The sequence below is a fragment of the Nocardia sp. CDC153 genome (assembly GCF_035818515.1).
GTDB lineage: Bacteria > Actinomycetota > Actinomycetes > Mycobacteriales > Mycobacteriaceae > Nocardia.
The window spans coordinates 33,656-46,726 of sequence record NZ_JAYKYU010000010.1; the positions used below are offsets into that span (position 1 = coordinate 33,656).

Consider the following 13,071-nt stretch of genomic DNA (forward strand, 5'->3'; position numbering starts at 1 on the left):
CTGACGCCGAGCTGGGAGCCGCCACCTCACCTCCCAGCCCACGGACTGCACGCATCACCTTCTCGAGACAACCCAAGAAACACAGACCCGAACCGTTCGACAGCTCCACAGCTTTCAGGTTCTTTGACAATTCCACAGAGACGAAGAACGGCCGCACGGTGAGTGGGCTGGAACGTGAGTGAGGTTCGGTAGGTGAGTGCGCTGGGAGGTGCGGGTGTTTCCCGGTGTGGGCTGGTAGGTGAGGGGGCCTCGCAAGCTCGACCCGCCTCTCTCCCTCCTCCTGGCGTCTTTTATCTTTTCTCTCTTTTTCTTTTCTTCTTTTGTCTCTTGTTCTTTCGGGTTTTCACCCTCGCAGAACGGCTCCGACAGACTCTGCCGCCTTCGCAACCGCAGCGTCACGCGCAGCGCTCGCCTCGTCCTCGGTCAACGTCCGGTCGGTGGCACGGAAACGGAGAGCGTAGGTGAGGGATTTGCGCCCCTCGCCCGCTTGGGCACCTTCGTAAACATCGAAGAGAGAGATGTTTTCGAGGAGCTCGCCCGCACCACTGACAAGAGCGGATTCGACGGCCGCCGCGGGGACGGTCTTCTCGACACTCACCGAAACGTCCTGCAGCACCGCCGGGAAGGCGGAAACCACAGGGGTAGGCCGGATTTCACGCAGCGGCAGAGCATCGAGGTCGATCTGGACGGCGCAGGTCCGCGGGGGCAGGCCCGAGCGCTCCAGGACCGCCGGGTGCAGTTCGCCCGCGTGGCCGACCACGACACCGTCGACGAGAAGCTCAGCGCAGCGGCCGGGATGCCACGGAAGGTATTGCGTGGCACGGCGTTCAATTGTCACGCCGGAGGCATCGGCGATCGCCTCGACGAGGGCGAAGGCATCAGCCGCTTCGACCGGGCGGCCGGGGCCCCACGGTCCGCGGGGTTCCCGGCGGCCGGTGAGGACCGCACCGACGCGAGTCGGCTGTTTGGGGAGCGAGCGCAGCAGCACGTCGATCTCGTCGTCGGTGGGGCGGCGATCCACCGGCAGCGGGCCGACGGGCACGGTCTCCTCGGTCGGCAGGGTGACCTGGCCGATGGCGTAGATCGCGAGATCGCGCTCGCCACGGGAAATATTGCGGGCGGCGATCTCCAGCAGGCCGGGCAGCAGCGTGGTGGACAGCTCGGCGCGCTCGACGTCCAGCGGGTTCAGCACGCGCAGGGTCTTGCGGCGCGGGTCGTCCGCGTCCAGGCCCCAGACGTCGAAGATCCCGGCGGGCATGAACACCGGCGACGGCACCTCGACGCAACCCTCGAACGCCAACGCCTTGCTCACCGCGCGACGGCGACGCTGCGCGGCGGTCAGCCCGCGCCCGGCCGGAGCAGTCGGCAGCACCGAGGGGATCTTGTCCAAGCCCTCGAGGCGCAGCACCTCCTCCACCAGATCGGCGGGCTGGGTCAGGTCGGGTCGCCAGCTCGGCGGGGTGACGACCAGCTGACCGTGCCCGGCCTCGCTGACACCCACCTCGATGGAGCAACCCACCTGCTGCAGACGACGAGTGGCCGCCCCGGGCGCGTAGTGCACGCCCGCGGTTCGATCGGCCAGATCGATATCCATGGCGATCGGCTGCACGGCCGGAGTCGACACGCGCACGTCGCTCAGCACGGGTTCGACTGTGCCACCGGCGATCTCGGCCAACAGCGTGGCGGCGCGATCCAGGGCGATCACATTGATCTCCGGATCGACGACGCGCTCGTAGCGGCGGCTGGCCTCCGAGGACAGCTTGTGGCGACGCGCGGTGCGGGCGATGGCGACCGGGTTCCAGGTCGCCGCCTCCAGCAGCACGTCCGTGGTCTCCGAACCGACCTCGGTGCTCGCGCCACCCATGACACCGGCGAGCGAGACCACGCCGGAATCGTCGGCGATCACCACGTCCTCGGCGTCCAGCACGCGCTCGACCTCGTCCAGCGTGCGCAGGGTTTCACCCTTGTTGGCGCGTCGGGTCACCAGCCCGCCGGACACCTTGGCGGCATCCCAGGCGTGCAGCGGCTGCCCGAGCTCGAGCATCACGTAGTTGGTGACATCCACCGCGGGCGAGATGGGACGCACACCCGACAGCAGCAGTCGACGCTGCAACCACCACGGGCTCACGGCCTTCGGATCGATCCCGGTCACCCGGCGCGCGGCGAACCGCGTGCACAGCGAATTCGGCTCGATCTTGATCGACCACGCCTCGGCGTCCGATTCCGGGAGCAGTCGCACCGCCGGATCGCTGTACTCGAGGTCGAAGCCGCAGGCCAGCTCGCGAGCTAGACCGCGCGCCGAGAACGCGTACCCGCGATCGGGCGTGATGGCCAGTTCGATGACCGTATCGCCAAGCCCCAGCAGCTCATTGGCGTCCGCGCCCGGCTCGGCCGTGCCCGGCTCCAGCACCAGGATGCCGCTGTGATCCTTGCCGATCCCCAGCTCGGCGACCGAGCAGATCATGCCATTGCTGGTGTGCCCGTACGTCTTCCGCGACGAGATCTTGAAGCCGCCGGGCAGCACACCGCCCGGCAGCACCACGACCACCAGATCGCCGACGGCGAAATTCCGTGCGCCGCAGACGATCTCCTGCAGCTCCGGATTGCCGACGTCCACCTTGCAGAACCGGATCGGCTTCTTGAACTCGGTCAGCTCGGTGATCTCGGCGACGCGACCCACCACCAGCGGGCGCTCGATGTCACCGCCCACCGGCTCGAGCCGGTCGACCTCTTCGACCTCCAGACCGACCCGGACGAACCCCGCGTCGAGTTCCTCCGGCGTCACCGACCACCCGGGGGTGGTCCGCTGCAGGATTTCCGTCAGCCAGGACTGCGCTACTCGCACTTGACGTTTCGCTTCCTCGTATCGGGGTCAGGTCAGGACTGGATGCCGAACGGCAGGGTGAAGCGCACATCGCCCTCGACGATGTCGCGCATGTCCGGCAGGCCGTTGCGGAACTGCAGGGTCCGCTCCAGACCCATGCCGAACGCGAAACCGCTGTACACCTCGGGATCGATACCGCTGGCGATCAACACCTTCGGGTTGACCATGCCGCAGCCGCCCCACTCGACCCAGCCGGGGCCGCCCTTCTTGTCCTCGAACCACACGTCCACCTCGGCGGACGGTTCGGTGAAGGGGAAGAAGCTGGGCCGCATGCGCGTGGTGGTGTTCGGACCGAACAGGGCGCGCGCGAACGCGTCCAGGGTGCCCTTCAGGTGCGCCATGGTCAGGCCCTTGTCGATGGCCAGACCCTCGACCTGCGAGAACACCGGGGTGTGGGTGGCGTCCAGCTCGTCGGTGCGGAAGGTCCGCCCCGGGCACACCACATAGATCGGCAGTTCGCGAGACAGCATGGTGCGCACCTGAACCGGCGAGGTGTGCGTGCGCAGCACCTGCCGCGAACCCTCCGGCGCGATGTGGAAGGTGTCCTGCATGGTGCGGGCCGGATGGTCCGGCAGGAAGTTCAGGGCGTCGAAATTGAAGTGCTCGGTCTCGACCTCGGGCCCCTCGGCGACCTCCCAGCCCATGGCCACGAACACGTCCGCGACCCGCTCGGACAGCACCGCGATCGGATGCCGCGCACCCTGGGCATGCCGCCGGGCGGGCAGGGTCACGTCGATGGTCTCCGCCACCAGGACGGCCGCGTCGCGCTCGGCGAGCAGTTCGGCCTGCCGCGCCTCGAACGCGCTCGACACCCGACCGCGCGCCACGTTCACGCGCTTGCCGGCCTCGGCCTTCTCCTCCTTGGGCAGGCTGCCCAGCGACCGCTGCGCCAACGAGATCGGCGACTTCCCACCCATGTACTCGGTCTTGGCCGTGGCCAGTTCGTCGAGGGTGGCGGCCGCGGCGAACGCCTTCTCCGCAGCTTCCGCGGCAGCAGCGAGCGATTCCTCGCTCAAGGCAGCGTTCTGCTCGGCATTGTTGTCATCGGCCACGATGGTTCGTCACTCCCCAGGCTGGTTACGGGTCGGGCGGAATTACCCACCCATTCTTGCTGGTCGCATCGTAATCCTTGTAATCAGCCCACCTCACCTGGATTTTCCCAGCTCGCACACCCCTTCCGGCGTGGTGTGCCGCAGCTCGGCCCGCAGTTGCGCGAGCTCGGCGCGCAGGGAGCGCACCTCGCCGACGAGTTCCTCGAGATCGCGATCGGCGCGCTCCACCGATTCGTCGACGATCCGCAGCTTGTCGATGACCCAGCTGGTGACCGCACCGATGGTGAAGGAGATCAAACCGATTCCGACGGTCATGAGCACCACCGCGACCAGCCGCCCGGTCACCGTCACCGGATGGAAATCCCCGTAGCCGACCGTGGTCACCGACACCACCGACCACCACGCCGCCTCACCGAGACTGTGGATATTGGCTCCCGGCGCATCGCGTTCGGCGTCGAAAACGGCCACGCTGCACAGCAGCACCAGCAGCACCGAGCTGACGCCCACGAACACCGCCAACCGCATGCGCGCCTGGAACCGCGTGTGCCGATCCACCGCGTCGATGATCAGCAGTGCCGCGCGCAGCAGTCGCAGCGGCCGCAGGGGCGGCACCAGCACGATCGACAGATCCAGCCAGTTGTGCCGCAGGAATCGCCGCCGATCGGTCGAAATCCGCAGCCGCAGCAGGAAATCCGCGGAGAACAGCACCCAGATGAGGATGTCGACCCGGGTCAGCCAGCCGTCCAGCTCGGGTGTGCGACCGTGGTCGAGCACCTGCCAGACATACGAGACCAGAAAGGCGAGCGCCAATGCCGTGAACGGCATCGCCGTCGCCCGTTCCCAATGCACCCGACGAGTTGCGATATCCGCCATGACCAGCAGCCTTGCATCCTCGAGTGGCGCGCGCCACACCTTGGTCGCGGGCCCGGGCAATCTCTGGTGGTACCAATGACATCGTGAAGTCCCGGCCCGTGACCCTCATCGACGACACCGACCACCTCACCGAGTACGGGGCAGCCATGGACCGCATGCAGCGGATGTGGGAGGAGCGCGTCGCCGATCAGCGGCCCGACACCCTGTGGCTGCTCACCCACGAGCAGACCTACACCATCGGCCGCCGCACCCCCGAATCCCATCTGCCCGCCCCCGACACCAATATCCCGGTCTTCACCACCAACCGCGGCGGCCAACTCACCTACCACGCCCCCGGCCAGTTGGTCGGCTATCTCATCGCCCGCCTGCAACCCGGCGAGGGCGTCGTCGACCTCATCCGCGATGTCGAACACCGAATCGTCGCGGTCCTTGCCGAACTGGGCATCCCCGCCGAACGCCGCGACACCCCACCGGGTTCGGAGCTGCTGACCGGCGTCTGGACCCGAGACACCGGCCGCAAGATCACCTCGATCGGCATGCGCGTCGGCCGCAATGTCTCCACCCACGGCTTCGCCCTCAATGTCACAGGCGACCTCAGCCCCTGGAAGCTGGCGGTCGCCTGCGGCATGCCGGATGTGGATATGACCTCGATCGAACGCGAGCTGTCCGGTCGGCCCGCGCCGACCATGGCTCAGGTGGTGGACACCGTCGCCCGCGTCTTCGAGGCAACGCCCGCAGTGGCTCCCGATGCGGCGAACAACGCCACCGCGATGTAGACGAGCTGCTCGGGCAGGCGGAACCACAGCGGTGTCGCCGGTTCGCCGTGGAAGGGGATATTGTCCACCGCCGCATGGATATTCGCGGGGAGCAGTAGGACGAACATCAGCGCCAGGGCAAACCCGGCCGGGCGGCGGAACCGGGTGAGGACCAGGCCGAGAGCGCCCAGGTACTCCAGGACCCCGGTGGCGTAGACGGTGAAACTCGGGAACGGCACGAACGACGGGACCATGGCGGTCAGGTCGTCGTGATTGGGGATGGCGGTGACCGGGGCGGGCGCGAAGTGGGCCGCGCCGGTCATGAGGAGCATGAAGGCCAGGCCGTGGGCGGCGCACACCCGCCAAGTGGCGAAGCGGGCGACGCCCAGGGCGCCGAGGAGGCGAAGGACCAGCGTGGGGACTGCCAGCAGGAGCAGGGTCTGGAACATGAGGTGTCTCCGTCGGATCGAATCCGGTCAGTGCGCGAGAGCCGGTGCGCCGGTGGATGATTCGGCCACCTGCCGACGGCTGGGCAGCAGCAGGGCGACGAGAGCGCCGATCGCGACGATGCCCGCGCCGACCTTGACCGCGGGGATGAGGCCGTCGACGTAGGTTTCGGGGCTCAGATACGAACCGTAGGAAGCGAACACCGAAGCCAGGATCGCGACGCCCATGGCGACACCGACCTCACGAATGGTGTTGTTGGTGCCCGAGGCCATGCCCTGGTCGGCCGGGGCGGCGCTGGCCATGACGGCGGTGGCGGTGGGGGCGAAGGTCAGACCCATGCCGACGCCGCCGAGCACGAACGGCAGGACGAAGGTGCCATAGGAGGCGTCGACGCTGGTGATCAGCGCCATCCACAGCAGCGCACCGGACAGGAACACCTGTCCGAGGGCGATGAGCGGCCGCACACCGACGCGGTCCACGATCAGACCGGCCAGCGGGGCCACCACCATCGGGGCCATGGTCCACGGCAGCGTCCGAATCCCGGACTGCAGCGGCGAATACCCCTGCACCACCTGGAAGTACTGGGCCAGCAGGAAGATCGAGCCGAACGCGCCGACCGAGAAGGTGAACAGCACGACATTCACCGCGGCGAAGCTGCGCGACCGGAACAGTCGCAGCGGCAGCATGGGATCGGCGGATCGGTTCTCCCACACCACGAATCCTGCCAGCAGCACCGCGCCGCCGATCAGCCCGGCCAGCACCTTGGTCGAGGTCCAGCCGTCGCCCGAGCCGTGGATCACGCCCCACACCACCGCGAGCACGCCACCGGCCGAGAGCACCAGGCCCACCGGATCCAGCTTCTTTGTGCCGCCGAAGGATTCGTTCAGGGTCCGGGCGACGAACGGGACGGCCGCGATGCCGATCGGCACATTGATCCAGAAGATCCACTGCCAGCTCAGCCCGGACACGACCGCGCCGCCGATCACGGGTCCGAGCGCAACGCCTAGCCCGGTGATGCCGCCCCAAATGCCGATGGCCGCGCTGCGCATCTTCTCCGGCACCGCCGCCGACAGCAGTGTCAGCGACAGCGGCATCACCGCCGCGCCGCCGAAGCCCTGCACGGCCCGCGCGGCGATCAGCATCCACGGTTCGGTGGCCAGCGCGCACGCCGCCGAGGCGGCCGTGAACAGCGCGATTCCGGCGACGAAGACCCGGCGACGACCGAGCCGGTCGCCGAGCGCGGACGCGGTGAGCAGCATCGACGCGAACGACAGGGTGTAAGCGTTCACGAACCACTGCAGGTCGGTGAGGGTGGCGTGCATTTCGGTGCGGATGACCGGCAGGGCGAAGGTGACCACCAGATTGTCGAGGGTGGCCATGAACATGGGGATGCCGACGGCGGCCAAGATCGCGGCCAGCGGGCGCTGCTTGTCGACGACTTTGCTTGCGAGAGTTGAGGTTCCGAGTGTTTCAGTCATGACCAATCCTTGTTGTAATCGACTGATAACTAGAGAGTATGCATCGACTGATAACATGTCAATGGCAGACCGATCTACCCAATGCTGAGGAGGCTCGACAGCGATGACCCGCACCCGGATGTCAGCGACCGAACGAAGCGCGGAAGTCCTCGCCGCGGCGACCAGCGCCTTCGCCGAATTCGGTTACGCCGCAACCAAAACCGATGACATCGCGCGCCGTGCCGGGGTCTCCCAGCCCTATGTGATCCGCCTGTTCGGCACCAAGCAGCAGCTGTTCCTGGCCGTGCTGGACCAGGTGTGCGGGCGCATCGACGGGCTGTTCCGCGCCGGGGCCGCCGCTGCCGCACCGGACGCCTCCCCCAAGGATCGGCTCGACACCCTGGGCAGCTACTTCGGCGACCACTTCCTCAGCGACCTCGACCTGCCCCGGGTCTTCCTGCAGGGCATCGCGGCGGCCAGCGATCCGGCCATCGGCACGAACATCCGCGCGCACTTCGGGCGGCTGTTCAACCTCGCCAAGGAACTGACCGGCGCGACCACCGCCGAGGTCCGGCGCTTCTTCGGCACCGGCATGCTGCTCATCGACCTGACCGCACTGGGGGTCACCGACGTCGAGTGCGAGGGCAATCCGTCCTGGGCCACCGAGATCCTCACCAATCTCAGCGAGGAAGGAATCTAGTCAGGCCGGTTCAGGCCCGCACCGGTTCGCCGGACTCCGGCTCGGCGTCGGCCTCGATGATCTCCTCGGTCGGCGCGGGCAGCCGCCGCGCCAGCACCTCGCCGCGGAAGAACGCGGGCATGGTGCGCGCCAGGGTCAGATAGATCGGAATGCCGATCAGCAGCGTGCCCACGCCCAGCACGAACACCGCGCTGAACCACGAGGTCACCGCCGTCCAACCCGCCGCGAACAGCAGCGCCAGCCCGCCCACCGTCGGCAGGATGCCCTTGATCACGAGTGTCCTTGGGTTCCCGGCGAATTCGTGCCGGTACAGCCAGGCGCAGCTGAGCCCGGTGAGCCCGTAGTACAGGCCGATGGAGATGCCGATGGCCGTCACCGCCTCGGCGATCAGCCGCCCGCCCGAGGCGAAGTTCAGCCCCACGTACAGCAGCACCGACACCCCGCCGAACACCCAGGTAGAGAACACCGGGGTCCGGAAGCGCGGGTCGATGCGACCGAACGCGGCGGGCAGGGCGTGGTGCAGCGCCATCGAGTAGGTGGTGCGCGCGGTGGGCAGGATGGTGGTCTGAGTGGAGGCGGCCGCCGAGGTGAGCACCATGCCGAACAGCAGGTACACCGCCGCGGTCCCGATCCAGCTGTCGCCGAACACGGCCCGGCCCAGCGCGCCCAGCACGTCGTCGACGTGATCCGGATTGGACAGTCCCAGACCGTCTTTCCCGACGCCCGCGAACGCCTGCGCGGCCACGGTCACCAGCAGGTACAGCGCCACCAGCGTGATGGTGGACAGCACCGCGGACCGGCCCGGGGTGTGGCGCGGGTCCACGGTCTCCTGGTTGACCGAGACCGCCGAGTCCCAGCCCCAGTAGATGAACACCATGAGCAGCAGCGCGGTCACGAAGTCCGAGAACGACCCGATGGCGAAGGGATTGAACCAGTCCCAGTGCGGCAGGCTCGACCCGTCGGGCCCGTGCCCGAGCAGCACCCGCCCGAGCGCCACCGCCGAGAACACCACGAGCATGCCGAATTCCACGCTCAGCAGCACCGACTGCAGTCGCGCCGACACGTCGATGCCGCGCACCGCGACAATGGTCATGACGATCAGATAGGCGATGCCCAGCAGCAGCACCCAGATGCTGGTCCCGTCCGACCCGATCCCGTGCGCGCCGAACAGATGGAAGGTGTACTGCGCGCTGATCTGCGCCAGGCTCGCCATCACCAGCAGATCCGACACCACGATGGCCCACCCGGCCATCCACCCGGTGAACGGCCCGAACGCCCGCGTCGCCCACACGAAGGTGGTCCCCGGATCCGGTTCCACCGCATTGAGATCCCGATACCCGATGGCCACCAGCAGCATCGGCACGAACGCCAACAACACGATGATCGGCGACTGCGCCCCGACGGCCACCACGACCAGTCCGAGGGTCGCGGTAATGCTGTACGCCGGCCCCGCCGACGCCACCCCGATCACCACACTGGAGACCAGGGACAGCGCACCGGACCGCAGGGTGCTGGGGGATGTCACGGCTCGTAAGAATACGGGCAAATCCCCAGCACACCGAATCGACCGCGGCAAGCTCGAAAGGCACCAGCGTCACGACGCCGCGGCCCGGCCCCCGACCCGACCGACCTCACGTCCAGATCCGCGCCGCCACCGGGGATTCCCCTGCGCCACACGCCGATCGGCGGCAGCGCCGTGACTATTTCCCGTGCTGGACGCGTCAGCTCGCATAGAGGCAGAGCGCAGCGACGCCAGCCAGATTCAAGCTTTCCGCGCGGCCCGTAGAGGGGGCATCCGACCGCGCCCCGGCGAATCCGGCGCGCCCCGACCGGCTACCGCGCGTGCTGGACGCGAGCGCTGGCGTAGAGGCAGATCGCGGCGGCGGCAGCGAGATTCAGGCTTTCGGCGCGGCCGTGGATGGGGATGCGGACGCGGTGGGTGGCACGGGCGGTGATGGCCTTGTCGAGACCGTGGGCCTCGTTGCCGAAGAGCCAGGCGACAGGGCCGCGAAGGATGTCGTCGGCGTCGTCGAGGTCGACCTCGCCGCGGGCGGTGGTCGCCAGAATCGCGATGCCCGCCTCGTCCAGCGCGTCCAGAGTGGCGTCGATGTCGCGGGAGCGAGCCACGGGGACGTGGAAGAGGCTCCCGGCGCAGGCGCGGACGCATTTGCCATTGTGTGGATCGACCGAATCGCCCGCCAACACAACGCCATCCGCGCCCACGGCGTCGGCGACCCGAATGAGGGTGCCCGCGTTGCCGGGATCGGCGATCTCGACGGGGACCGCGAGCATGCGCGGCGTGGCGTCCAAGACCTCGCGCAGCGGCACATCCACCTGGCGGCATACCGCGACCAGCCCGGGCGGAGTCACGGTCTCCCCCAGCATCTCCGCGGCCCGGTCGCTCACCAGCGTGGTGCGCACCCGCTGCGCGGCGGCACTCGCCACCAGTTCGTGCTCGCGCTCGGCAGCCCGGGAGGAGAAGAACAGCTCCTCGATCCGTCCCGTATCCAGTGCGGCCGCAACCGAATTCGCGCCCTCGGCCAGGAACAGCCCGGTCTTGCGGCGCATCGGGGCGCGATGCAGCTTGACAGCCGAAACGACCCGCGAATTGCGCTCGGAGAGCGCGTCCGCGGGTCGTTTCGAATCTTGTGTTGTCACGCAGGCCGAATCAGGCGGCCGGGGCGTTGACGTCGGCCGGGAGCGCGGCCTTGGCGGCCTCGACCAGCTTGGCGAAGGCCTCGGCGTCGGAGACGGCGAGCTCGGCCAGGATCTTGCGGTCCACCTCGATGCCGGCGGCCTTGAGGCCCTGCATGAAGCGGTTGTAGGTCATGTCGTTCAGACGCGCGGCGGCGTTGATACGAGTGATCCACAGCTGGCGGAAGTCACCCTTGCGCGCCCGGCGGTCCCGGTAGGCGTAGGTGAGCGAGTGCAGCTGCTGTTCCTTGGCCTTGCGGTACAGGCGCGACCGCTGACCGCGGTAGCCCTTGGAGGCCTCGAGAACGGAACGGCGCTTCTTCTGAGCGTTGACAGCCCTTTTGACGCGTGCCACTTGTCAGTCCTTGTTCGTTGGGGGCGCTGGGTTTCTCGCGGAGACCCGAGGTGATGCGCCCGAGGTAGTCGGTTTATGCGTTCCGCGAACGGATCGCTAGCGGCTGGCTCTGCCGTAAATCCTGGCTGGGCCCGAATTACTTGGCGAGCAGCTTCTTGACGCGAGCGACGTCCGCCTTCGCGACGACCTCCACGCCGTCCAGACGACGAGTCCGGGTGGTCGGCTTGTGCTCGAGCAGGTGGCGACGGTTCGCCTGCTGACGCAGCAGCTTGCCGCTGCCCGACACCTTGAATCGCTTCGAGGCGCCGCTGTGGCTCTTCATCTTCGGCATGGATTCCTCATATCTGTCGTGCCGAAGGCGCGCGAGTTCCACACGCCTTCGGAGCTTCTCGTTATTACTGCTGCGGGGCAGCCGGTTCGGCAGCCGGGGCTGCCGTCTCGGCGGGCGCTTCGGCCGGAGCCGCCGGCGCAGTGCTGCGCTGCTGCGACGAGCTCGCGTCGTTCTGAGCCTTCGCCCGCGTCTTCGCGCCCTTGTGCGGCGCGAGGACCATGGTCATGTTTCGGCCGTCCTGCTTGGCCGACGTTTCGACGAAACCGAATTCGGCGACGTCGGAAGCCAGTCGCTGCAGCAACCGGAACCCGAGCTCGGGGCGCGACTGCTCGCGACCGCGGAACATGATCGTCACCTTGACCTTCGAGCCCGCCTGCAGGAAGCGCAGCACGTGGCCCTTCTTGGTCTCGTAGTCGTGGTCATCGATCTTCGGGCGGAGCTTCTGCTCCTTGATCACGGTCTGGACCTGGTTCTTCCGGGACTCACGTGCCTTCTGCGCGGTCTCGTACTTGAACTTGCCGTAGTCCATGATCTTGCACACCGGCGGGCGTGCGTCCGGCGCGACCTCGACCAGGTCGAGGTCAGCTTCCTGAGCGACGCGTAGTGCATCTTCAACACGCACGATCCCAACCTGCTCGCCACCCGGTCCGATGAGTCGGACCTCGGGAACGCGGATGCGATCGTTGATGCGGGTCTCAGTGCTGATGGGGCCTCCTAGGTCAAGCGGTTCGTCAACGACCGCAAGCAATAACTGCAACCCCAATTTCAACACGAAAGCCCCGTGTTGGTATTTCACCGCCACGGGGCCCGAGTCGACCGATCTTCGACGCAAACAAGCTGCATCGCACCACATGCAGGACAAACCCGCATGCGGAACCCATCAGGTAAATGATGGGCGACCGGACCGTCGAACCTGGCAAGTGACTTGCCGGTAGACGGTGGGAGTCGGGCTCCACTTGATGCCCCGTGTCGGTTGCAGTAACCAGTCCGGGACGGTCGTCGCGGAAGAGTCTAACACTCATAGCCGCCAGCTCCGAATCGGCGGCCCCCGCGACCAGCGCGGACCGGCGCGATGCCATGCTCTACCCCATGAGCGAGGCAACCGTGAACGACGATTCGACCCTAGTAGAGGACGCCGCCCTCCTCGATGGTGAGGTCGTCCGCGAATTGGCCGACATCCCCGCGGTCGAGGTCATCAGCCGCGCCGCCGTCATGCTGATGAGCTCCGCCGCCGAGAAGCTCGGCCTCGGCGACGAGGATCCGGCCAGCAGCCCGCACCTCGATCTCGACGAGGCCCGCCGCGTCATCACCGCGCTCGCCGGTCTGGTCACCGCCTCGGTCGAGTACCTCGGCCCCCACGCCGGTCCGATCCGCGAGGGCCTCCAGTCCCTGCAGCGAGCCTTCCGCGAATCCTCCGCATACCCCGACGCCCCCGGCGCGGGCCCGGGCGAGAAGTACACCGGCCCGGTCTACTGACCCACCCGCTCCCCTGGCTTCCGGCCCGGCGCGACCGAACTCGGTCG

General features: G+C 67.9%; 13 protein-coding genes. 3 read left to right on the top strand and 10 right to left on the bottom strand.

The window, feature by feature from the left end; all coding sequences use genetic code 11:
* Positions 1-343: 343 nt before the first annotated feature.
* The 3 genes from pheT to VMT65_RS37200 form a co-directional block, all read right to left on the bottom strand.
* On the bottom strand, positions 344-2,845 hold the full coding sequence (pheT, locus tag VMT65_RS37190; RefSeq protein ID WP_326313416.1) for a phenylalanine--tRNA ligase subunit beta: 2,502 nt from the start codon (positions 2,843-2,845) through the stop codon (positions 344-346).
* A 32-nt stretch (positions 2,846-2,877) separates the two neighbouring features.
* A complete protein-coding gene (pheS, locus tag VMT65_RS37195) occupies positions 2,878-3,936 on the bottom strand; it encodes a phenylalanine--tRNA ligase subunit alpha (RefSeq protein WP_326313418.1) in 1,059 nt (352 codons plus the stop codon).
* Between the two features lie 93 nt (positions 3,937-4,029).
* On the bottom strand, positions 4,030-4,809 hold the full coding sequence (locus VMT65_RS37200; protein ID WP_326313419.1) for a potassium channel family protein: 780 nt from the start codon (positions 4,807-4,809) through the stop codon (positions 4,030-4,032).
* 83 nt (positions 4,810-4,892) lie between these two features.
* Here VMT65_RS37200 and lipB point away from each other — a divergent pair, with 83 nt between their 5' ends.
* Complete coding sequence (gene lipB / locus VMT65_RS37205) at positions 4,893-5,585, top strand: lipoyl(octanoyl) transferase LipB (RefSeq protein WP_326313421.1); 693 nt, start codon at positions 4,893-4,895, stop codon at positions 5,583-5,585.
* Here lipB and VMT65_RS37210 read toward each other — a convergent pair.
* Together VMT65_RS37210 and VMT65_RS37215 are read right to left on the bottom strand one after the other, a co-directional pair.
* The gene (locus VMT65_RS37210) at positions 5,501-6,013 is read right to left on the bottom strand and encodes a DoxX family protein (protein WP_326313422.1); all 513 of its coding nucleotides are present in this window, start codon (positions 6,011-6,013) and stop codon (positions 5,501-5,503) included. The genes lipB and VMT65_RS37210 overlap by 85 nt on opposite strands.
* 27 nt (positions 6,014-6,040) lie before the next feature.
* Positions 6,041-7,489, bottom strand: a complete 1,449-nt coding sequence (locus VMT65_RS37215; RefSeq protein ID WP_326313423.1) for an MFS transporter — start codon at positions 7,487-7,489, stop codon at positions 6,041-6,043.
* Positions 7,490-7,592: 103 nt separating this feature from the next.
* Here VMT65_RS37215 and VMT65_RS37220 point away from each other — a divergent pair, with 103 nt between their 5' ends.
* On the top strand, positions 7,593-8,168 hold the full coding sequence (locus VMT65_RS37220; RefSeq protein WP_326313425.1) for a TetR/AcrR family transcriptional regulator: 576 nt from the start codon (positions 7,593-7,595) through the stop codon (positions 8,166-8,168).
* A 10-nt stretch (positions 8,169-8,178) separates the two neighbouring features.
* Here VMT65_RS37220 and VMT65_RS37225 read toward each other — a convergent pair whose 3' ends face one another.
* The 5 genes from VMT65_RS37225 to infC form a co-directional block, all read right to left on the bottom strand.
* The gene (locus tag VMT65_RS37225) at positions 8,179-9,693 is read right to left on the bottom strand and encodes an APC family permease (protein ID WP_326313426.1); all 1,515 of its coding nucleotides are present in this window, start codon (positions 9,691-9,693) and stop codon (positions 8,179-8,181) included.
* A 308-nt stretch (positions 9,694-10,001) separates the two neighbouring features.
* A complete protein-coding gene (locus VMT65_RS37230) occupies positions 10,002-10,736 on the bottom strand; it encodes a TrmH family RNA methyltransferase (protein ID WP_326313564.1) in 735 nt (244 codons plus the stop codon).
* 100 nt (positions 10,737-10,836) lie between these two features.
* A complete protein-coding gene (gene rplT, locus VMT65_RS37235; RefSeq protein ID WP_326313427.1) occupies positions 10,837-11,217 on the bottom strand; it encodes a 50S ribosomal protein L20 in 381 nt (126 codons plus the stop codon).
* A 136-nt stretch (positions 11,218-11,353) separates the two neighbouring features.
* Positions 11,354-11,548: a 50S ribosomal protein L35 gene (rpmI, locus tag VMT65_RS37240; protein WP_033090982.1), complete on the bottom strand. Its 195-nt coding sequence runs from the start codon at positions 11,546-11,548 to the stop codon at positions 11,354-11,356.
* Between the two features lie 64 nt (positions 11,549-11,612).
* Positions 11,613-12,305 carry a translation initiation factor IF-3 gene (gene infC / locus VMT65_RS37245; protein WP_326313565.1) on the bottom strand — a complete coding sequence of 231 codons (693 nt, stop codon included), beginning with the start codon at positions 12,303-12,305 and terminating at the stop codon, positions 11,613-11,615.
* 332 nt (positions 12,306-12,637) lie between these two features.
* Between infC and VMT65_RS37250 the strand changes: the two genes are divergently transcribed.
* Positions 12,638-13,024, top strand: a complete 387-nt coding sequence (locus VMT65_RS37250; RefSeq protein WP_326313432.1) for a DUF1844 domain-containing protein — start codon at positions 12,638-12,640, stop codon at positions 13,022-13,024.
* Positions 13,025-13,071: the final 47 nt, after the last annotated feature.